Origin of the sequence: Staphylococcus sp. HMSC36A10 (genome assembly GCF_001838845.1) — a bacterium.
Lineage (GTDB): Bacteria > Bacillota > Bacilli > Staphylococcales > Staphylococcaceae > Staphylococcus > Staphylococcus aureus.
On sequence record NZ_KV839085.1, the window covers coordinates 29,657 to 51,138 of the forward strand.

Genomic DNA, 21,482 nt, shown 5'->3' on the forward strand with positions numbered 1-21,482 from the left:
GTCGTCCCACCCCAACTTGCATTGTCTGTAGAAACTGGGAATTCAATTTCTCTTTGTCGTCCCACCCCAACTTGCACATTATTGTAGGCTGACTTTCCGCCAGCTTCTTTGTTGGGGCCCCGCCAACTTGCATTGTCTGTAGAAATTGGGAATCCAATTTCTCTTTGTTGGGGCCTCGCCAATGTTTTACTTGAATAATTCTTTTAGAATTCTAAATAATGATCCGATTAATTGAAAGAAGTCTGCAGTCATTATTAATTCCTCCCTTTACTTTATAAATTATGCTTGCTTAGTATCAGTCAGCTTTTCAGTTTTCACTAAATCGTCTGCTAAATGATGCCAAAAATCTTGTAATTCTTCTCTTGTGCGCACTGTATCAGAACTGTCTTGTCCTACAAAGTCAACATGATCCCAATCATGTTTTGTAGGCGTCACTTGCCAAATGCCTTTTTGAATTTTATCTGTCGCTTTTGTATAAGCTTGATTAAATGGATGTTGAGAAGAAATAACGGATACTAAACCATCGTTTTCTCGCCATTCTTTTTCAGTAGCTTTACCGATTAAGTTACCAGTAATCACAAATGGGAAAAACATATTTAAGTCTGCTTTTTGTCTATCGCTATTTAATGCTTTGTGCGTTGCTTCACCAGTGTATGTTTTATACACAATGTTAGGGTTCAACGACGTTTTACGATTTAAATCTGTTGCACCCTCACGCGTCAGATCGTAAAATCCATTATCTTTTGATTTCCATAAATTAGATTGTTTAACGCGTTTGACATAATCAATATATGATTCATTTGGCTTCTGTTTTAGACCCCATTGAGCCAACCCGAAGTCTACTCTTGAATTTTTATTACCAAACATTTTACCGATATCAAATACGATTTGTCTCACTAAAGCTTCATTACCAGCTAAATCTGATGCGTGTGTACCATTATGTGGTGTTCCTAAAGTAGTAATTGATGAAATCATATTGTCATGATTACCTTTGAATAGTGGAGAAATTTCGCCACCATGTTTCTTTTGATACTCTATTTCTTCACGATTACCATTACGCAGTAATTCTTCTAGTTGACGTATCGTTTGACCGCCCATACTATGTCCAACTAGGTGTACCTTCTGTCCTGGTTTCCAGTCTTTGTAAATTCCTTCGTATGTTTTTCCATAACGTTCATGTCCATATTTTGCTGCATGTGCTGCACCATAATCTACACGACCGCCTTAGATATAATAATAAAGTTCAACTGCGCGGTCATAGTTACTTCCAAAAGCACTTATACTTGCTTCATAAGCTTTGTAACCATTTTCTTCTAAATCTTGGCGAATGTTCATTTTATTACCGCCCCAATAATGAGCTAACACTGAAGGATTAATATCATCTGTAAACCCATTGAAACCATGCACTAAAACGATAGGATCCTGATTTTTATACTGCCCTTGTTTGGCAACTTTATTCGTTTGATCATCTTTCGCTTTTGCAGTAAGTTCCTTTGTCCCTTTGTTTGGTAACGTTGCTACTGCACTACTTTTTAATAAATTTAATCCATTTTTCTTGTCATTGTCCTTTGTTGGTTCTACTGGTGATTTTTGATTGTTTTTTAAATCTGAAACTGATAGTGTTTTTTCGTCTTTTTGAGGTTTCACTTCTTGTTCATTGTTAAAATTGTAGTTAGTAATTTTATCATTCGCTTGATTATTTTGTTGTGGTTGTACTTTCTCTATTTCTGTCTCATTAACAATTTCTCGTTGACTTGTTTGATCTAACTTATTTAATGATGGTGCTTCCTTTATTCGACTTTGTGAAGGTAGATTGTTATTAGCGTTTGAATCTTGACTATTATCTGCCTCTTTTGACTGTTGCTGTGACGCCACTTTACTTTGTTTACCATCATTAATAGCCTGTTCTAACCCTTGATTTACATCGCTAGGATTAGCATTGTTATTTTTTGTTGTATCACGTTGAATATTTTTATTATTAAGCGATGATTTTTTATCATCCTTTAGTTGATCTTTATTCAAATCATCTGTTTTACGATGATTTTCTTCTGATATTGTTTTATCATTATGCAAGTTCTTAGTTAAATTTTCAGTATGTTGCTGTTCGTCAACACCGTTTTCACGTTGATAATTAGCATTTTCCCTAGTTTGTTGATCCCCAATAGATTGTGCTGTAACTGTATCCTCCTGTGAATTTCCCATATTCACTTGCTTCTCAGCTGCTTGTGCTTGTCCACCACTTAAAAATAGTAATGTAGCTATTAAAATGGAAGATGCACCTACACTAAATTTACGAATACTATACTTATTTTGACTTTTCATCATTGTCAGCACCTCTATTTTTTTATTTTAGATAAACAAATTGATAATTATTCGAGGAATAAACTCAAATAATTTACTTAACCAAGCACTCATAATGACCATCCTTTCTATTGTTTAATTTGACGAGAAAGCGTTTACATTTGTATTTAAAAAATATATTCTCCAAAGAGAATTTAAAGTGTATACGCTAATCATTTCAAATTATTAATTAATATTATATTTGGCAAAATTTAATTAGTCAATAATTAGACACAATTTAATTATGCAAATTGTAACTTTTTTACATATATCTTTTTTGATTTTTAATATTTACATGCTTGGGGCTTAATTCCAATGATGTATTATTTTTTTAGATTAGCTATATGGGGAGATTTATGAGCTATTACAGTTATTATGTTTGCTGGTGTCGTATTTTAAACCTAAAAATATCATCCCATCCACAATAATTGTATCAGGATAAACCGTAATACTTGTTCCTAAACTAAATATATACAGTTAATTTTCTTCCCTCAAAGTAAGTATCCTACTATTTTTAATTTATTGTTTAATTACTCTTGAACTACCTTTAACTTAATCTCGAATTTATGATGATTAGCATAAAAATACATCCCATAAAGTTAGTTTTTTAGTCTAACTTTCGGGATGCACATCTTAGTTCTAATGGAGATTGTCTTTTAAATAGGCTATGACATTTCTATTTCAGGCTAGATATATTTTTATTTACAGTATAAATACAAAGAATGTAAAGACAACTATGATATTAAAGGTTACTAAATTCTCTTTAGCTTTTTCGCCATTTTTCCCTTCATAACTTCATTATATCGATTCATATACTTTTCAACATCTTTAACAGTGACATCTATTCCTGAGTTGCTCAATTCACTTTTCATAATTATTTTTGGTTTCGTATTGTGATTATCCACTACTTATCTATAACGCGTTTGCAACTTTAGTACCATCACAGCATTCATAGTTAAAATATGTTGGTGTCGTATTTTAAACTTGAAAATGTCACGTTTTCCACAATATTTGTAAGTGTATAAGCCATGACCCTTTTCTCTATATCTCAGCCCATACTTGTTTTACCACTGTTCGATATTTTGTCGTTCGCCTTTAAAGTTATTGCGCTTATGATGTCTACGCGCTAATTCTGCCTCAATTTCTGAAAAATCGACGCCTAGCGCATGCATCAAGACAAATAAATGATAAAGTTCATCTGCTACTTCACTTACAAATGCTTTTTTGTCACCTTTAATTGCTTCAATTACGACTTCAAAAGCTTCTTCACCATATTTTTTCGTAATCTTTTCTATACCTTCTGTTAATAAATATTTTGTATATGACTTTTCATTATTGGATTGGGCACTATCTTGAACTGTCTGCGCTAATGTTTGCACTGAAAATGGAACTTCTGTGTTGAAACAACTTTGACTGCCTGTATGACATGTTGGTCCATTTGGTATGACATCAATTAAAATAGTGTCATTGTCGCAATCTACATGAATATCTTTAACACGTTGCGTATGACCAGATGTTTCACCTTTTGTCCATAGCCGTTGTTTCGACCGCGAATAGAAACATACCACACCATCTTCTATCGTTTTATCAAAAGCTTCTTGATTCATATAGCCCAACATCAATACTTGTTTTGTTTGATTATCTTGTAAAATTGCTGGCACTAAACCTTTGCTAAAATCAATTTTATATTTGGTCATCTTACTGCTATACCCCCTTGCCGTATCACTTCTTTAATAGATTGAACCGTCGTTTCTCGGTCATGTAATATACTTGCAGCTAAACCTGCAGAAACATCCGTCTGATCAAATAATTCTACAAAGTGTTGTGCATTGCCACCACCACCAGAAGCAATGATTGGAATATTTACAAGAGACTTAATATTTGCTAGGTGTTCAATATCAAATCCTTGCTTCATACCATCATGTCCCATACTTGTAATGAGGAGCTCACCTGCACCTAACTGTTCTACTTGCTGTACCCAGTCATATACTTTAATATTTGTCATCTTTTTACCACCATGCGTACAACAATAATGTGCTTTTCTTTCAGGATCATAATAGCTATCAATTGCTATACAGATGCATTGTCTACCGAATTTATCACTCGCTTGTTTAATGAGCTGTGGATTTTTTAAAGCACTTGAATTTAATGATACTTTATCTGCACCATGATTTAACAATTGGGTAATATCATCGAGACTTTGAATCCCACCCCCTACAGTAAGAGGGATAAACAAGCGTGACGCTGTCTGTTCAATCACTTCTAGCATTAAGCTATGACCCTCTTCCGTCTTAGAGATGTCTAAAAATACTAATTCATCAGCACCCGCTTCATTGTAATACATTGCTAAATCAACAGGATTCCCAATATCCCTTAATCCTTTAAATTGAATCCCTTTAACGACACGACCATCTTTGACATCTAAACATGGAATGATACGTTTTTTAATCATTTTAGCCCCTCCCAAAAAGATGCTTGATGTGCAGCCTTTCCTATAATAGCAGCGTGAACATTTAGCGACGCTAATCGTTGAATATCTTGCTGATGTCTAATACCACCGGAAGCAATGACAGGAATCGTCGTTGCCTTTACTAATTGACCAGTTAATTCAAAGTTAGGTCCGGACATTTTGCCATCTTTAGCAATATCAGTATATATAATGCCTCCAAGAGGTATATCCGATAACTGTCTCACAAAACTAAATAAATTTAACTCTGTGTCCTCTTCCCATCCGTTCACTTTAATATCTTCTCCATAAGCATCAACAGATAAATAAATGCGACCTGGAAATGTATGTGCCATCACTTTAAGCCAATCAGTATCTTGAATGCCTTTCGTTCCAACTATGCAATAATTAATCCCTGCGGCAAAGTAGTCCATGATTTGTGACTTCGTACGAATGCCACCACCTACTTCAATATCTTTGGTTGTTAATCTCCTCAATGACTTAATATAATCAAACTCTCGGGCATGCTGTGCCTTAGCACCTATCAAGTCGACGATATGAATACGATTCACACATTCAAATTGACTATAGTAAGCAATACTTTCTTCAGCCGAGCGTGACATTTTTTCTTCACTATCATATTTACCCTCTGTTAACCTCACACTTGTTGACCCAATCAAATCAATCGCTGGCCATAATTCAATCATTTATAAATCCCCCTTGTATTGCCTGACGCAAAATTTGCAACCCATATGTACCGCTTTTTTCAGGATGGAATTGAATACCAATATAATTGTTAAATTGAACAATTGCTGGAATATCAGTACCATACTGCGCATATGCAATGACATTTTCTGACATCGGCGCTTGATAAGAATGTACGAAATAAACATCTTGATTTAACATAGGGTGCTTACTCACTAAATTATTCCAGCCTAAGTGTGGCACTGGGTATTCTGTTTGGATACGCGAAATATTTCCTGGGATAAACCCTAATCCAGATGCATCGCCTTCATCACTATGCTCATACATTAATTGCATGCCTAAACAAATACCAATCATCTTCTTATCAGTATTCTTAGCCAATATTGCATTGAGATTTAATCGTTTTATCTCTGACATCGCATCTTTAAAATGGCCGACACCGGGCAATATGATTGTTTCTGCTTGATCGATTATTTTTGAGGTATTTGAGACAACCACCTCATACCCTAAATGTTCAATAGCGCGTTTTACATTACTAATATTCCCTAATCCATAATCAACGATGACAATCATTCAATCACACCTTTCGATGACGGCACACGCTGATCATCAGTTGCAGTTAGCGCTATGCCTAATGCACGGGAAAACGCTTTGAATATAGCTTCAATTTCATGGTGTGTATTACCTCCACGAATTAAATCAATATGCGTTGTTAATCTTGCATTGATTACGACCGCTCTAAAAAATTCTTCTACTAACTCCGTATCAAACGTACCAACTTTTTCTTTACTTAATGATGCATTGAATGATAGGTATGGGCGCCCACTTATATCCACAACGACACGTGCTAATGTTTCATCCATTGGAATGTACATCGTTCCATAACGAACGAAATGCTTTTTATCTTTAATCATTTCAAGTAACAATTGGCCAATGACAATGCCGATATCTTCAGTTACATGGTGATCATCTACGTCAATATCACCTTGTGCCTCAATGTTTAATGACAGACCGCTATGAAATGTAAACAATGTTAACATATGATTTAAAAAGCCCACACCTGTATTAATATGCGATGGTGACTGGTCATCTGATATTGAAATATTTAGTTGTGTTTCAGCTGTGTTTCGTTGTTTTTGATAAATCATATTTTGCACTCCATTCTTTAACAATTTCTTCTAATTGCTTTAACTGCGATGCTGTTGCAATTGAGTATCTTACATAGCCCTTCATCACCGGCTCACCATAAAAGCGAGGTTTAAATCCTTGTTCATATACGTATTGTCCTAATTGTTGCGCTGCTGAACCTTTAGTAAGTACAAAATTGGCATTTGATGGGAATACTGACATTTTATCTGCAACATGTGTATCAAATATTTGTTTTAACTGCTCAGCTAACTGTCGTTGCATCGTTAAAAATACTCTTGTCTCTTCTCTATGTCTAAAAATATAAGTCGCAATATTTAGCGTAAATACATTTAATGGATATGGATGTTCTATTTTTTGAATATGCTTTATCGTTCCAGCAGTACTAATTAAGACACCTAATCTTAAGCCGGCAATTCCAAACGCCTTTGATAATGTACGCATTCTTAAGATGTGTGGTGCCAGTTCCACGTCATATGCCGTACCATAATCTAAATATGCTTCATCAATGACAAAGTATCCGTTTAATGCTTTCATCTTATCTGCAATAGCTGTTAAAAATGCCGTATCAAATTGCTTGCCTGAAGGGTTATGTGGATTACTCATAATAAAAAATGATGGTTGTACTTCATCGATTTTCGTTAAAATGGTTTCCAAATCAAACGTTAAATCTGATCCTGCATCTACAAATGCAATTTCACGATTTACTTGTGCCGCATATGCTTGATACATAAAAAAATCAGGATTTAGCGTTAATGCCGGACCTTCTGGCATGATCAGCATTAACTTTTGAATCAATTCATCAGATCCATTTCCTGCAATAATTTGTTCAGGCGATAATCCGTAAAACTTAGCATAAGCTTCCTTGAATTGTTCATATGCTGCATCAGGATATAAATTATATGGCGTTGCACTAATAATAGACGTCATTGTTTTTTCATCCAACGGCGTAACTGGACTTTCATTTTTATCAATATAAATCATTTCAATTACACTCCCCTAAGACTGACGTATTAAAATAGACTGCTGGTGATTGTATAATGCTTCAACATGAGCAATATGTTGTGCTGAATCAGCAATTTGTTCAAACGTATCTTTTGATAAATGGATGACCGTGTTCCGTGTTAAGAAATCATTGACCGATAACCCATTGGTAAATCTAGCTGTTCTATTTGTAGGTAATACATGACTTGGACCTGCAACGTAATCTCCTATGACCTCTGGCGAATAATGTCCAATAAACAATGCACCCACATATTTCACTTTTTCAATATATGGTTGAGGATTTACTGTTTGAATCGACGCATGTTCAGGCGCGATTGTATTCATGACATGGCATGCTTCATCAAAATTACTAGCATGGATAAGATAGTGTTGATTAGCGATACTTTTAGAAACAATGTCGTATCTGTCCACATTAGGCAATGCTTTAGCAATACGTGATTCTAAATCTTTAAGGACTTGCGCATCTTCACTAATGACATATGTACGTGCTAATTCATCATGTTCTGCTTGCGCAAATACATCATATACGATGGCATCTAAATCTGCGGTGTCGTCAATAATCAGTGCTATTTCTGTTGGTCCTGCAATTTGATCAATACCTACCTGTCCAAATAAATATTTTTTGGCATATGCAACAAATTGGTTACCTGGACCTACAATCTTATCAACTTTAGGTATCGTTTCTGTTCCATAAGTCAATGCAGCAATACTTTGAGCACCACCAACTTGAAACACTTGATTAACTTGCGTAATATAACATGCAGCTAATACCTCTTGGGATACTCCGTTAGGTTGAGGTGGTGTCACAACAACAATATTTTCTACACCTGCTACTTGTGCTAAAGTCGCTGTCATTAGAACCGTTGATGGATAACTTGCTTTGCCACCAGGCACATAAATACCCACACTTTCTAGTGGATGGTATATTTCATAACACTCCACTGATTCTTCTAACTGTTGATTCGTCTGTTTAATACTTTCTTGATATGCTTTAATTCTTTCATAACTTTGTTGTAATGCTTGTTTTGTTTTTTCATCTAATGTGTCAAATGCTGCTTTAATTTGTTCATGACTAATTTCTAAATGATCTGTTTTCGTATGATCGAATGTTAGATTATACATTTTCAAAGCCTTATCTCCATGAACTTTAACTTCCTGACAAATATCGCGAATAATTGGATACAATGACTCATCTAATGGTGCTTCTAATGAAAATTGATTTAAAAATTGTTGTGCATTAAGCATTGGCAATAGACACCTCCAAAGAGCGAATAAATTGCTCTATTAATTGTGATTTTTTAAAATAAGCTGCTTTATTAGTTATTAATCTTGCATTGATATCACTAATATGTTGCTTTTCAACCAGTCCGTTCGCTTTTAGCGTAGTACCTGTTTGAACGATGTCGACAATTCCGTCTACCATATCTACGACACAGGCCAATTCAACAGAGCCATTCAATTTAATCAATTCGACATCAATACCTTTTGATTTAAAATATGTTTCAGCAGTATGAACATAACTCGTTGCGATTTTACGATAATTGGTCGTTTCAGGTTTCGCTGCAACCGCAAAATGACATGCTCCAAAAGGCATATTCAACAAATTATTAACATTATATTGGCGCTCATCTAATATGTCGCTACCAACAATGCCTATGTCTGCCATTCCTTGTTCCACATAGATTGGCACGTCACTTCCTTTTACTAAAATGCATTCAATATTATCTACACTTAATAATAATTGGCGTTCTCTATTTTTTAATGTTTCTGATAATTTCGTATATTCAATTTCATCTAAATAGTTAATTAAACTATCCATTAGACGTCCTTTGGCTATGGCGATTCTTAACATTGTGCATACTCCCTTACTTAAAGTGTTAATCCTAATCCAAACCCTTCGATGCTTCCTTTGTAATAACCACCTGTTAAAACTCGAGATTCATTTTCAGCAAAATGACATTGAATAAATAAACCTGTGTAATAGGATCTAGGTGGCTGCGCAGTAATATCTAAATGGATGTCTTTGTAACCTTGTGTATGTAACCAACGTTCCCATATTTTTAATTCAACGAGTGCTGGATGGTCATTTGGAATATAGTGTTCCAATACATTTAATTGTTGTTGCGTATTCTCTTTCAAGATTTGCACGATTGGATGTTCAGTCGACAAATATGTAACCAGTCCCGATAAATTACGTTCCTCAATCATTGATAGTATGTCTGGTGTTTGTAACGATTTATCGAGTAAGGCATCAAGCAATTGATAATGTCCCAATACAACAAAATGCACGTTGTCTCTCAACTGCTGTTGAATAAACTGAATAAATAGCTTTAAGCTCTGTTGTACATTCGCTAATGATGGTGCATAGTTTTCCAAACCCACTTGTACAGCCGCTTCATTATTCCGAATGATTAAACCTGTGTATGCCACTTTTGTTGCTGCAGTTGGATACATTGAGTAATAACGCAATAATTGATCTGTAAAATCATTTCGAAGTGCATAAATTTGATGCTCATGTTGCCAAAAATTTCGCTCACCCATCTGCTGCAAATCCTCATGGTTCAATTGTTTCCAGTCCAACTTTTCAACCACACTAAAATCAACTAACTCATAATCCGCTTTATTAAAATATTTTAAAAATGCTGTTTCCGATTCTTTTAACGCAATTAATTGTTCTGAATTATTCACTCGACCACCCTTTACTTTCAATACTGTATTTAAAATCACTTGGTATTTTCGTTGTTTGCTTTACTTCTCTACCACGCTAAAGTGTAATATGATTAATAACTTATCATTTTTAGCAATACATTACAACCTTTTTCAGAAAATTCGGTGTATTGATTTTAAAATTTTTTAAAATAAAAAAGGCAAGACATTTGTGCCTATAAAAATGCTTAACCAAGATTTTTATATTGAAGTTGTACTTCTTGCACATATTGTCCTTGCCTTATTATGTAAAGTTATTTTCTTTCTATCTTTTTATTAAATTTAACTATTCTTCATAATCCCGATTCCCTTTAAAGTAACGTCTATCTTGTTTACTATATACATTTTCAGGATTAAAAAACGGTTTGAGTTTATATTTAAATTCAAATAAGTTTAGACCATCAATCGCAACCCTATCTTGGTAAACGTTCGTTGCTGATATATCTGTAAAATTGTTTGGACCGACACCTGCAATAAACTTAAACTCTGCTTCATCTACCAAATAATCATACGCTTGTGTATGTCTATCCTGTGCGCCATGTGGAAATACAAACATATCTGTTTTACCTACAATTGGTTCAACTTCATCTTTCCATCTTTTAGTATCACGTTTAATACCTTCTAAAGATGTTTTTTCAAAATTAATGTGACCATATGAATGACTCGCAAATGACCATCCATCCCGTTTCATTGCGCGAACAACTTCCTCAGCTGCCTTTTTATTCTTTGTATAATCTTTACTCGTTAATTCATTCGTGCGATAACCTAATACGCCCTCATAACCGGTTAAAGCAACAACACCTTTTTCACCATTTAAAGAAAAATCTGGATGCTCTTTTACAAATTTATTTAAAATTGGCACGATATCATTGTCATCAGAATAAGTAGCATGGCCTTTTTTGTCTGTAGTTTCAGAAACAACATGTTTATTTTTATCGAGTACTAAACGGTCAGCATAACCATGGTGTCTCATGTAACTATAGTAATTCATATCATCAATTGAGATGATTAGTGGCTTTTTACCTTTCGGCAATTTTATTTTTTTGGCTTTTACATGATGAGATGATAAGTCGTATACATCATGTGGATTAACGATGATGTAATTATTTTTATATAATTCGTTCAATGATTTTTTAAATTCACTTACAGTAATCATCCAATCATTGTTGCCCTTAGCTTGGTGTGTATCTCCTGTAAACGCAACTTTTGGGTCTGTAATTAATGGGTGATAAAACACATGATAAACTTGGCCGTGATATGTTTCCCAATGTTCATCCATTTTCGATTTATGCTTTGCATACTCATTTGGATTAACAGATTTATTTTGAGCTTTCTCATTTTGCTTGGAACAGCTATATAACAATGCAACTGATAATAACAGAAAAAATAGCAATAAATATTTTTTATGCATTAAACATTCTCCCTATGTTTTATTATGCACAATTATAACATTTTTATTATGTGGCTCATAACTTTTTAAGAAACTGTTGGGATTTTAATTTTATTTTTTAGATAATGTCATAGTATTTTATTTATAAAACACAATATCTCCTTGATTGATAATGTCGTCCATAGCTTTGTCTCGCTTGAATTTAAGCCTTTCTGCTAAATTTATTGAACGTTGGTTACACTTATTTGTCCTGATAACTTTTACTGTTTCTTGATCGATATAATTCACAAAATTTGTGATTGCTGTAATAGCCTCACATGCGTACCCTTGTCCTTCAAAACTTGGATGTAATTTATAAAATAAATTTAATACTGTTTCTTGCTTTAATTGTCGATATTCATATCCACAAATACCAATAACACTACAATCTATTTTTTTTACCAATACAAAGTAACCAAATTGATATTGTTGCCAATGGTTTCGCCATTTTTCAATCCACCGTTGTGTGTCTAATTTGGAATTATGTAAACCTTTGGGAGTGTATATATTTGCTTGTGGATGACTACAAATATTATAAAGTTCAATTAAATGCGAGGAACTTGGAATCATTAAATTTAATCTTTCAGTATTTATCATTAAATGTCTCCCTCCTATTTCTATTTAAAGACTATTTATATGAATGCTAATACCACGGGTTGAAATATCGACTATTATTTAAAAAGAATAATGTAACTACTAACATCAGAAGTATTAACGTCAAACACAAAACAACATAATCATCTTTTTTTAATTGTTTTTTGACGTACCAGGTTCTCCTTTTATACTGTCCGAATTGTCTTAACTCCATAGCAGTACTAATAGTGTCAATTCTTTCGATACTAGAAAATATTAAAGGTAACACAATGCGTTTGATACCTTTAACACGGCTAGTAAATTTCGCCTTTTTCGAATTATCATATCCTCTTGCTTGTTGCGCTTGTGAAATATTAAAATATGTTTCTTGAATATCTGGAATATACCTTAATGCTAGTGAGACTGCGTAACTGATTTTATAATTCACACCTAGCTGATTTAAACTTGCAGCAAAATGACTCGGATTCGTTGTGAATAAAAATATTAACGCTAAAGGAACTGTACTAATATATTTTAATATTAGATTAAAAAGATAGAATAATTCCTGTGATGTTAGCGTAAATCGACCAATACCATTGATTAACTCTGTACGCTGATTATAAATCTTCACACCATATTCAGGATCAAATATGTATACGGCAATAATATTTAATATTGTGAAAAACAGAATGAATTTAACAACAAAACGAACTTGTTTCCATTCAATATGAGCATATTTGAACAATAAAATAGATGAAACACTAATTAAAATTAAATATCTTGTGTCATAAGTCACCATTGCAGAAATAGAAACAACTAATAAGAATAAAAGTTTAACAGTCGCATTTAATTGATGAATACGACTATTTCCCGGGTGAAAACCTATAGTATTATATTGATTCATTGGCGTCTCACCTTCCTATCATGGTTAATAAATAATTGTACTAATTTCTGTGGCTCGCTAATCCCTATATATTCGGCCATTTCAAATAGCGATGTTTGTCTCAATGATGCAATCTCACAGATTTTTTTATCATTTAAAACCAATACTGGCGTGGTATCAGCAACGACTTGACCTTTTGATAATACAACTGTTCTTGAACTATACTCAGACAATAAATGCATATCATGCGTAATCATAATAATCGTCTTCCCTTGTCTGTTTAGCTCAATTAAAAATGACATTATCTCATTATAATGATAGAAATCTTGACCAGCAGTCGGTTCATCCAATATGATTATTTCCGGATTTAAGACTAAAACAGATGCTATAGTGACCCTCTTTTTTTGACCATAGCTTAAAGCTACAATTGGCCAATTCCGAAATGCATAAAGTCCGCATATTTTGAGCACATTCTCTACCCGTATCTTTATATCTGATTCTTTCATACCTCGTGCTCTTAACCCTAATGCTACTTCATCGTAAATCATTTTTTCGGAAATCATATGATTTGGATTTTGCATCACATAACCTACGAATTCAGATCGTTCGCTAATTGACAATTGATTAAATCCCCTATTACAAAATTGGATATTACCTGTTATATCTAAAAATCCACAAATTGCTTTAGCAAGTGTTGATTTGCCGGCACCATTGTGACCAACTATACTAAGCATTTCTCTTCTATAAACATTTAATTGAACATTATTAAGTACACTATTACTATAGTCACTATATTGAACACATACCTCATTTAATTCTAATAGCGGTTCAGATTTGTACTTATTATCATTATTTGCAGATGTTTCATCTATCCATTTTTTCACTTTAAATTTAACATGTTCACTCATACAAACGTCACGTAAATTCGCTAAGTTATCAATGGATTCGACATCTACTTCTGCATATTTAAGCGCTGTACAGTATAATGGTTCACGTATGCCTGCTTCTTTAAGCTTAGATGATTTTAGCAAATCACTAGGCGTTGTATTAGCGATGATTTTTCCATCTTTAAAAAGAAGAACTCTATCAAACGTATCATCTAATGATTCTTCTAATCGATGTTCGACAATAATCATCGTTGACTTTGTTTCTTCATGAATATTGTTTAACAATCTCAGCGTTTCATGTCCTGTCGCAGGATCTAAATTGGCCAGTGGCTCATCCAATATTAAAATAGGCGTACGATGGATTAATATACCACCTAATGAAACGCGTTGTTTTTGACCTCCAGATAAATCTTGCGGTCGGTGATTTAAATGTTCTATCATGCCAACTTTTTCAGCCCAATAACTTACATTTTTCTTCATATCATCTTGTTCAACACAATTATTTTCTAATAAAAAGGCCATATCTTCAGCTGCTGTTAAGCCTATGAACTGTCCATCTGTATCTTGTAAAACTGTACCAACAACATTAGATCTATCATGTAAACAACTAACGGTTGCATCTTGATTATTTATATATAGTTCCCCGGTTATGTTACCTTTAGTTTTAAATGGAATTAATCCGTTTATGCAATTTGCAAAAGTCGATTTACCACTACCTGAAGCACCAACTACTAGCACTTTTTCTCCTGGATAAATATCAACATTTATATTCTGTAATGTAGGTGTTGCTTGACTATGATATTGAAAACTAAAGTCTTTGAACGAGATAATTGGTTCAGTCATGATATATCATTACCTTTCTACATTCATTTACATATCTGATTCAACAAAATGATTATTCTTTACGTAAACTACCTTTTTTTATTTGAGATGAAGCATATGCTTTTAATAATATTGTCCCAATAATGCCAACTGAAATAATATTTAATACTGCAGAGATAACACCTTGTGTATAAACCTTGTTAGCCGGTTCGTTATAAATCAAAATATCTAATGTTGGTGCAATAAGTGCCCAGCAAATAATATTCGCAATAATTTGACCGATATTAAAATAAATCATCGATTTCCTAGAAAATCGGCCTGAAGAAAGATTTAATTTTAGGCCAATCCATCCATATAAACAGCCTATAATTCCTGAACAAATAACCCAACTCCACCAAGCACTACCGTATGTCGTGAAATCTTTAATAGCGTGTCCAACTAATCCAGTCATTAAACCAGCAAAAGGCCCAAATATTGCAGATATTAATGCTAAAAATGCATAAGATGTTTCTATATTCGTATTAGGAAAACCTGTTGGTATTACAACAAAACGCCCTAAAATCACAAATACCGCTGCTCCTATACCAATCGCAACAACAGTTTTAACTGAAATATCTTGTTTTTTCATCTTCATTACTCCTTACATAAAAAATTCATTAAATTGATGGTGCTTTAGATAAATGAATCGTCCAATCATTTCCAGTACCAATATGATATAAATCTGAAAATGAGTCTTGATTGACCGCTACACCAATATTTACTAGCGAGTTAACATACACAAGAGGTTCACCCACATTAACATCTGCAAACGATCGCGCAAATTTAATAATATTTTGATAGACTTTCTTATCTTGATGATAAATTGTTACCACCAAATTATTACCATGAACAATTTCCAAGGATTTTAAGAATGCCAATGGAATATTTGTCCATAATGACCCAAATCTGATATCTAAAATATCAATGCTTCCTGTAACAGAATCCTCATTTTTTGTCGCTTCTCTTATTTCTAATGCCTCAATACTATCAACATTAATTGCCTGACCGAGACGTTCAAACGCTATCTTATTTGCAGCTAATCTCGCACCATTGTATGCATAAACATCTCTACCATGAAAAGTATGACTTTCTTCCGAATGAGGCAATCGGCTTTTCACTTCATCAATTTCGATAACTTTTTTAATACCTTCGTAATGTTTAATATGACTTAAAGAACCATTATCAGGTGTAATAATGTAATGACCTGAATATGTTAAGCAAGCAATGCTCCGCCTATCACTACCTACACCCGGGTCTACCACTGATACAAAAACTGTGCCTTTAGGCCAGTATTTTACAGTTTGATATAAACGATATGACGCTACCCAAATGTCATACGGTGGTATATCATGCGTTAAGTTTTCAACACGTATATCATCACTTACAGTATATGCAACTCCATACATTGCACTTACAGCGCCATCACTAAGTCCAAAATCTGATTGCAATACCAAATAATTTCCCATAAAATGCCTCCTTTTTTTAAAACTTCAAAAAAATATTATCTACATATTTAATGTTCTGTATTTTGAATTTTCAGAATTATATTAAAATAGTACGAGTCACTTGATGCAAAGTCAATAGTAGTGACTATAAAAATGATAATAATAGTCAGATTTATCTCATTAACTAAATTTCACGGACTTGTAATCACTTCTTTATGTTTGAATTAATTGACTAGGGTATAACAATAGTGTGGTGTTTTATAGGTCATTCTTTAAATACATCACAGAAAATATTCGAATTCGAAATAAAATGCTTGCATCTTTGTTTTTTAGGTGGTATTGTATGTATATCAAGTATAAAAAATATATCTAAGAGATAAAAATATGGAGGTTTTATATTATGACTAACTTTACTTTTGATGGTGCACACAGTAGTTTAGAATTCCAAATTAAACATTTAATGGTTTCTAAAGTGAAAGGTTCATTTGATCAATTTGATGTAGCTGTTGAAGGAGATATTAATGACTTCAGTACTTTGAAAGCTACTGCAACAATTATTCCAAGCTCAATTAACACTAAAAACGAAGCACGTGATAACCACTTAAAATCTGGTGATTTCTTTGGTACTGACGAATTTGATAAAATTACATTTGTGACAAAATCAGTATCTGAAAGCAAAGTTGTTGGTGATTTAACAATTAAAGGCATCACTAACGAAGAAACATTCGATGTTGAATTCAACGGAGTAAGTAAAAATCCAATGGATGGTTCTCAAGTAACAGGTGTTATTGTTACTGGTACAATCAATAGAGAAAACTACGGCATTAACTTTAACCAAGCACTTGAAACTGGTGGCGTAATGCTAGGCAAAGATGTGAAATTCGAAGCATCAGCTGAATTCTCAATCTCAGAATAATCTCATTACACAATCCTCATTGTTTTAATATATATACGAAATGCCAACTATATCATCCCTAGGTATAGTTGGCATTTTTCGTTTAACTCATGTGTAACAAGCACTAACTGTTCACCCTAATTTAAGACGCCTTTCATTCAGGTAGGTCTTATTGAAACTGAAAACTTTGATGACCTTTTGCAAAGCCATTAACTGTATAAAGCATAGATCCTCCGCCCATTTCTATATCATTGGAACAAATGATGAGTTGATTTGTTCCAGGTATAAATTGCGGATGAGTAGAACGTAACATATGCCCTTCATCTCGGCCTGGTATCAATATTTGTCCTATTGGATAACCCCTTTTATTAAAAACTAACACTCGACCTTGACCATACATTGCTACGTATAAATTATCGTCACTATCAATACAACATGAGTCTGGTCCTTCATGACCTGTAAAATAGTATGGTATAGTAGCTCCAAATGGTTGTATCGTCACACCATCATCTTCAAGTGCAATGCGATGTAATCGATTGGCTGTAGTTTCTGTTACCCATAGTACTTTTTCATCTGTACTTAAAGCAATACCATTTGCTACGCTAATATTTTGAATGATAGGCGTCACTGTTCTAAAGTCCGGCGCAACATAATAAACGCCCCCTAGTGGATTGGTAGAGTATCCTCTAAAATCTGTAAAATAAAATCCACCTTTAGAATCAAATACCATGTCATCAATACAATAAGTTGTTGAAAAATCTTCAATAATATCTTGTATGTTGTCACCATTTTCTGTAGCTGCAAAAATGCCTCCTGTAGATTTAAAATCTCCTAAATAACAAACGAATAATCGGCCATCTTTATGTATTTTGATTGCTGCAGGATTCGCTTTATGGCTTACAAAAGGTCGTTTGATTTCCTTCGTTTCAGGATTGATTTTGAAAATATTGCCTTCGAATACATCCAATAAAAAGAGTTGTCCCTGCCGATCAAAGTTCAATCCTTCTAGCTGCAATCCTTTTTTGGAAATTTCAAGCCATGGTTCAGCTGTAATTGTTTGTAATTCACTTTCAGATATAATTGGAACAGCACTATTGGACTTCCCGCTATAAAATAATGTAGGTAAATCTTGTTGTGACATCATGATCATTCCTTTCATTTCATTCGTTTTAACTATCAATTTTATTTTAAACAAGATAACTATCAAATAAAATGATAACGGTTTCATCTATCTATTTTATCGGTCTAGTGGCTGATTTCAAGCTAGAAATATTGAATGACAATACAACTCTGTTAAAATGATGGACGTAGATAAATATGCGTATTGACGCTTTATTTTAAAAATTAACATGCTTATAACATGTTTATAGAAGGAGATTAACCTATGAACTATCAAGTTCTTTTATATTATAAATATACGACGATTGATGACCCTGAACAGTTTGCTCAGGATCACTTAGCGTTTTGCAAAGCACACCATTTAAAAGGTAGAATTCTTGTTTCTACAGAAGGTATTAACGGCACATTATCTGGTACAAAAGAAGAAACCGAACAATATATGGCACATATGCATGCCGATGAACGATTCAAAGATATGGTGTTTAAAATTGATGAAGCTGAAGGACATGCTTTTAAGAAAATGCATGTACGTCCTCGAAAAGAAATCGTTGCTTTAGATTTAGAAGATGACGTCGATCCAAGACACACAACTGGCCAATATTTATCACCTGTAGAATTTAGAAAAGCTCTTGAAGATGATGACACAGTCATTATTGATGCACGTAATGATTATGAATTTGATTTAGGTCATTTCCGAGGTGCAATTCGTCCAAATATCACGCGCTTTAGAGATTTGCCTGACTGGATTAAAGAGAATAAAGCGTTATTTGCAGATAAAAAAGTGGTTACGTACTGTACTGGTGGCATTCGATGCGAAAAATTTTCTGGATGGCTTTTAAAAGAAGGTTTCGAAGATGTAGCACAACTTCATGGCGGTATTGCTACATATGGTAAAGATTCTGAAACAAAAGGTGAATATTGGGACGGTAAAATGTACGTATTTGATGACCGTATCAGTGTTGATATCAACCAAGTTGAAAAAACGATTATTGGTAAGGATTGGTTTGATGGCAAACCATGTGAACGTTATATTAATTACGCTAACCCAGAATGTAATAAACAAATATTAGTTTCTGAAGAAAACGAAACTAAATATTTAGGTGCATGCTCTTATGAATGTGCTAAACATGAGCGTAATCGTTATGTTCAAGCAAATAATATTAGTGATAATGAGTGGCAACAACGTTTAACAAACTTTGATGATTTACATCAACATGCTTAGTTTTAATTAAATACCTTTCAAAACACGCTTTGAAAATCCGATTTATAAAGGTTTTTCAAGGCTGTTTTTTATGCGCATACATAACCTGATATGTTTTTAATTATGCGCGTGTTATACTAAATTAAATTTTAATACTGCGGGGTGTCTTAAAATGCACATTTTAGTAACAGGGTTTGCGCCTTTTGACAATCAAAATATTAATCCCTCTTGGGAAGCTGTGTCTCTACTCGAAAATATTATTGGCACACATACAATCGATAAATTAAAACTACCAACCTCTTTTAAGAAAGTAGATACTATGATAAATAAAACGTTGGCATCTAATCACTATGATGTTGTACTAGCTATAGGACAAGCTGGTGGTAGAAATGCCATTACCCCAGAACGTGTCGCCATTAATATTGATGATGCACGTATCCCAGATAATGATGCCTTTCAACCTATTGATCAAGCCATTCATTTAGACGGTGCGCCAGCTTATTTTTCAAATTTACCAGTTAAAGCAATGACTCAAAGTATTATTAATCAAGGACTTCCTGGAGCACTTTCAAATAGCGCAGGTACGTTCGTATGTAATCACGTACTTTATCACTTAGGCTATTTACAAGATAAGCACTATCCTCATCTTCGCTTTGGATTTATCCATGTGCCATACATACCAGAGCAGGTCATTGGTAAACCCGATACACCATCTATGCCATTAGAAAAGATAGTTGCAGGTTTGACTGCAGCCATTGAAGCTATTTCTAATGATGAGGATTTACGTATAGCTCTAGGCACAACGGAATAGTTATAAGTACACCAATAAAATACATTCCTTAAATGACTAACAACTTTGTTAATAGGGTAATACTTACGGAAGTATGTTTTATTTATGGGGGGAGGAATTAATAATGACTACAAAAACGGTATTTGATGTCATTGATATGGGTTTAGGATATTTAGTAAATGTGTATGATACTTGGAAAGTTGAAAAGATACTTGATGATTATCATAAGCCTTTTTCTAATACCATTCATTGGCAATTTGGGCATGTATTAACAATTTTTGAATCAGCCTTAGCTGTTACTGGTAAAGAGAATATTGATTTAAATATATATAGACCTTTATTCGGAAATGGTTCGTCTCCAGATGAATGGAAGGGCGAAGTACCGAGTATTGGAACGATTTTAGAAGGTCTTCAAACATTACCTGAACGTGCACGAAAACTAACTGAAGATGATTTAGCAATTGAATTGAAACAACCAATTGTTGGTTGTAATAACTTAGAAGAGTTATTAGTATTAAATGCCATTCATATCCCACTTCATGCTGGTAAAATTGAAGAAATGTCTCGTATATTAAAAAATTTAAAATAAATATTAGCTTATTAACCGTTAACAACACGTTAACGGGTTTTTATTTGTTTAAAAGGCCACTTTTAGTCTGCTTACATACAGATTAAAAGTGACCTATTTATATCATGTATTATACATAGAACTAGGAATAGCCTTATCTATAAAAATAATTATAATGGTTTATGAGTTAAATCTTTTTCTTAAAATTAAATACAATCCCAATATACCTATAAATACCCATGTAATCCATGAAGTTATAATCTTCATACCAGTTTTTGGTAATTCTTTTAGAGGATTTTCAGGTTTGGTTTTATTATCTTTAGGTTGATCATCCTTATCCACTTTTGATGGCTCATCTGGGAGAGTTGGTTTAACTTTATTAGAGTGATCAGGTTTAGTTGGTGGTGTTTTGTCTTTTGGTTTTTCAGGATAGATTGGTTTATTCGGTTTTTCTGGCGTATATTTATTCGTCACAATCAAGTT

Annotated in this window: 20 protein-coding genes and 2 pseudogenes; 4 read left to right on the forward strand and 18 right to left on the reverse strand. The window is 33.5% G+C overall.

Annotated elements, in window-relative coordinates; genetic code table 11:
* From HMPREF3247_RS14880 to HMPREF3247_RS02975, 16 genes and pseudogenes are all read right to left on the reverse strand, one after another.
* A partial coding sequence (locus HMPREF3247_RS14880; RefSeq protein ID WP_218969804.1) for a hypothetical protein occupies window positions 1–182 on the reverse strand: 182 nt, incomplete at its 3' end.
* 97 nt (window positions 183–279) lie between these two features.
* A pseudogene (gene lip1, locus HMPREF3247_RS02895) lies at window positions 280–2,322 on the reverse strand (YSIRK domain-containing triacylglycerol lipase Lip1).
* A gap of 1,082 nt (window positions 2,323–3,404) precedes the next feature.
* Window positions 3,405–4,792: pseudogene (gene hisF, locus HMPREF3247_RS14905) on the reverse strand (imidazole glycerol phosphate synthase subunit HisF).
* Entirely contained in the window at window positions 4,789–5,493 is a 705-nt protein-coding gene (gene hisA / locus HMPREF3247_RS02915; protein WP_000571737.1) for a 1-(5-phosphoribosyl)-5-((5-phosphoribosylamino)methylideneamino)imidazole-4-carboxamide isomerase, read from the reverse strand. Before hisA ends, hisF begins: the two are co-directional and overlap by 4 nt.
* Complete coding sequence (gene hisH, locus HMPREF3247_RS02920) at window positions 5,486–6,064, reverse strand: imidazole glycerol phosphate synthase subunit HisH (protein ID WP_000635624.1); 579 nt, start codon at window positions 6,062–6,064, stop codon at window positions 5,486–5,488. The genes hisA and hisH overlap by 8 nt, the downstream gene beginning before the upstream one ends.
* Window positions 6,061–6,639 (reverse strand): imidazoleglycerol-phosphate dehydratase HisB, encoded by a 579-nt coding sequence (gene hisB / locus HMPREF3247_RS02925; protein WP_000640266.1) that lies wholly within the window; start codon window positions 6,637–6,639, stop codon window positions 6,061–6,063. Before hisB ends, hisH begins: the two co-directional genes overlap by 4 nt.
* Window positions 6,608–7,621, reverse strand: a complete 1,014-nt coding sequence (locus HMPREF3247_RS02930; protein WP_000639186.1) for a pyridoxal phosphate-dependent aminotransferase — start codon at window positions 7,619–7,621, stop codon at window positions 6,608–6,610. Before HMPREF3247_RS02930 ends, hisB begins: the two co-directional genes overlap by 32 nt.
* A gap of 15 nt (window positions 7,622–7,636) precedes the next feature.
* Window positions 7,637–8,887 carry a histidinol dehydrogenase gene (gene hisD, locus HMPREF3247_RS02935; protein ID WP_000930650.1) on the reverse strand — a complete coding sequence of 417 codons (1,251 nt, stop codon included), beginning with the start codon at window positions 8,885–8,887 and terminating at the stop codon, window positions 7,637–7,639.
* A complete protein-coding gene (gene hisG / locus HMPREF3247_RS02940) occupies window positions 8,880–9,494 on the reverse strand; it encodes an ATP phosphoribosyltransferase (protein ID WP_000944142.1) in 615 nt (204 codons plus the stop codon). Before hisG ends, hisD begins: the two co-directional genes overlap by 8 nt.
* A 17-nt stretch (window positions 9,495–9,511) precedes the next feature.
* The gene (locus HMPREF3247_RS02945; protein ID WP_001065591.1) at window positions 9,512–10,330 is read right to left on the reverse strand and encodes an ATP phosphoribosyltransferase regulatory subunit; all 819 of its coding nucleotides are present in this window, start codon (window positions 10,328–10,330) and stop codon (window positions 9,512–9,514) included.
* Between the two features lie 304 nt (window positions 10,331–10,634).
* The gene (locus HMPREF3247_RS02950; RefSeq protein WP_000549223.1) at window positions 10,635–11,759 is read right to left on the reverse strand and encodes a polysaccharide deacetylase family protein; all 1,125 of its coding nucleotides are present in this window, start codon (window positions 11,757–11,759) and stop codon (window positions 10,635–10,637) included.
* A 117-nt stretch (window positions 11,760–11,876) separates the two neighbouring features.
* Window positions 11,877–12,374: a GNAT family N-acetyltransferase gene (locus tag HMPREF3247_RS02955; protein WP_000610979.1), complete on the reverse strand. Its 498-nt coding sequence runs from the start codon at window positions 12,372–12,374 to the stop codon at window positions 11,877–11,879.
* 46 nt (window positions 12,375–12,420) lie between these two features.
* Entirely contained in the window at window positions 12,421–13,254 is an 834-nt protein-coding gene (locus tag HMPREF3247_RS02960; RefSeq protein ID WP_001077829.1) for an energy-coupling factor transporter transmembrane component T family protein, read from the reverse strand.
* Window positions 13,251–14,963, reverse strand: a complete 1,713-nt coding sequence (locus HMPREF3247_RS02965; protein WP_000138657.1) for an ABC transporter ATP-binding protein — start codon at window positions 14,961–14,963, stop codon at window positions 13,251–13,253. The genes HMPREF3247_RS02960 and HMPREF3247_RS02965 overlap by 4 nt, the downstream gene beginning before the upstream one ends.
* Window positions 14,964–15,015: 52 nt before the next feature.
* Window positions 15,016–15,570, reverse strand: a complete 555-nt coding sequence (locus HMPREF3247_RS02970; protein ID WP_000743714.1) for an ECF-type riboflavin transporter substrate-binding protein — start codon at window positions 15,568–15,570, stop codon at window positions 15,016–15,018.
* A gap of 28 nt (window positions 15,571–15,598) precedes the next feature.
* On the reverse strand, window positions 15,599–16,447 hold the full coding sequence (locus HMPREF3247_RS02975) for an SAM hydrolase/SAM-dependent halogenase family protein (protein ID WP_000528922.1): 849 nt from the start codon (window positions 16,445–16,447) through the stop codon (window positions 15,599–15,601).
* Between the two features lie 379 nt (window positions 16,448–16,826).
* Here HMPREF3247_RS02975 and HMPREF3247_RS02980 point away from each other — a divergent pair, with 379 nt between their 5' ends.
* Window positions 16,827–17,342 carry a YceI family protein gene (locus HMPREF3247_RS02980; protein ID WP_000181131.1) on the forward strand — a complete coding sequence of 172 codons (516 nt, stop codon included), beginning with the start codon at window positions 16,827–16,829 and terminating at the stop codon, window positions 17,340–17,342.
* Window positions 17,343–17,490: 148 nt separating this feature from the next.
* Here HMPREF3247_RS02980 and HMPREF3247_RS02985 read toward each other — a convergent pair whose 3' ends face one another.
* Complete coding sequence (locus tag HMPREF3247_RS02985) at window positions 17,491–18,462, reverse strand: SMP-30/gluconolactonase/LRE family protein (RefSeq protein ID WP_000082558.1); 972 nt, start codon at window positions 18,460–18,462, stop codon at window positions 17,491–17,493.
* A gap of 243 nt (window positions 18,463–18,705) precedes the next feature.
* On the opposite strand from HMPREF3247_RS02985, the gene HMPREF3247_RS02990 reads away from it, so the two are divergent.
* The 3 genes from HMPREF3247_RS02990 (at window position 18,706) to bstA (ending at window position 21,020) form a co-directional block, all read left to right on the forward strand.
* Complete coding sequence (locus HMPREF3247_RS02990; RefSeq protein WP_001109288.1) at window positions 18,706–19,662, forward strand: oxygen-dependent tRNA uridine(34) hydroxylase TrhO; 957 nt, start codon at window positions 18,706–18,708, stop codon at window positions 19,660–19,662.
* 151 nt (window positions 19,663–19,813) lie between these two features.
* Window positions 19,814–20,452 (forward strand): pyroglutamyl-peptidase I, encoded by a 639-nt coding sequence (gene pcp / locus HMPREF3247_RS02995; RefSeq protein ID WP_000547828.1) that lies wholly within the window; start codon window positions 19,814–19,816, stop codon window positions 20,450–20,452.
* Window positions 20,453–20,555: 103 nt separating this feature from the next.
* The gene (bstA, locus tag HMPREF3247_RS03000; RefSeq protein WP_000208919.1) at window positions 20,556–21,020 is read left to right on the forward strand and encodes a bacillithiol transferase BstA; all 465 of its coding nucleotides are present in this window, start codon (window positions 20,556–20,558) and stop codon (window positions 21,018–21,020) included.
* A gap of 159 nt (window positions 21,021–21,179) precedes the next feature.
* Here bstA and HMPREF3247_RS03005 read toward each other — a convergent pair.
* Window positions 21,180–21,482 (reverse strand): LPXTG cell wall anchor domain-containing protein (locus tag HMPREF3247_RS03005; protein ID WP_083324626.1); only part of this gene is annotated, 303 nt, incomplete at its 5' end.

Coding starts and splice junctions, on each gene's coding strand:
- hisA (WP_000571737.1), bottom strand. CDS start 5,493: ATGATTGAATTATGGCCAGCGATTGATTTGATTGGGTCAACAAGTGTG.
- hisH (WP_000635624.1), bottom strand. CDS start 6,064: ATGATTGTCATCGTTGATTATGGATTAGGGAATATTAGTAATGTAAAA.
- hisB (WP_000640266.1), bottom strand. CDS start 6,639: ATGATTTATCAAAAACAACGAAACACAGCTGAAACACAACTAAATATT.
- HMPREF3247_RS02930 (WP_000639186.1), bottom strand. CDS start 7,621: ATGATTTATATTGATAAAAATGAAAGTCCAGTTACGCCGTTGGATGAA.
- hisD (WP_000930650.1), bottom strand. CDS start 8,887: ATGCTTAATGCACAACAATTTTTAAATCAATTTTCATTAGAAGCACCA.
- hisG (WP_000944142.1), bottom strand. CDS start 9,494: ATGTTAAGAATCGCCATAGCCAAAGGACGTCTAATGGATAGTTTAATT.
- HMPREF3247_RS02950 (WP_000549223.1), bottom strand. CDS start 11,759: ATGCATAAAAAATATTTATTGCTATTTTTTCTGTTATTATCAGTTGCA.
- HMPREF3247_RS02955 (WP_000610979.1), bottom strand. CDS start 12,374: ATGATAAATACTGAAAGATTAAATTTAATGATTCCAAGTTCCTCGCAT.
- HMPREF3247_RS02960 (WP_001077829.1), bottom strand. CDS start 13,254: ATGAATCAATATAATACTATAGGTTTTCACCCGGGAAATAGTCGTATT.
- HMPREF3247_RS02965 (WP_000138657.1), bottom strand. CDS start 14,963: ATGACTGAACCAATTATCTCGTTCAAAGACTTTAGTTTTCAATATCAT.
- HMPREF3247_RS02970 (WP_000743714.1), bottom strand. CDS start 15,570: ATGAAAAAACAAGATATTTCAGTTAAAACTGTTGTTGCGATTGGTATA.
- HMPREF3247_RS02975 (WP_000528922.1), bottom strand. CDS start 16,447: ATGGGAAATTATTTGGTATTGCAATCAGATTTTGGACTTAGTGATGGC.
- HMPREF3247_RS02980 (WP_000181131.1), top strand. CDS start 16,827: ATGACTAACTTTACTTTTGATGGTGCACACAGTAGTTTAGAATTCCAA.
- HMPREF3247_RS02985 (WP_000082558.1), bottom strand. CDS start 18,462: ATGTCACAACAAGATTTACCTACATTATTTTATAGCGGGAAGTCCAAT.
- HMPREF3247_RS02990 (WP_001109288.1), top strand. CDS start 18,706: ATGAACTATCAAGTTCTTTTATATTATAAATATACGACGATTGATGAC.
- pcp (WP_000547828.1), top strand. CDS start 19,814: ATGCACATTTTAGTAACAGGGTTTGCGCCTTTTGACAATCAAAATATT.
- bstA (WP_000208919.1), top strand. CDS start 20,556: ATGACTACAAAAACGGTATTTGATGTCATTGATATGGGTTTAGGATAT.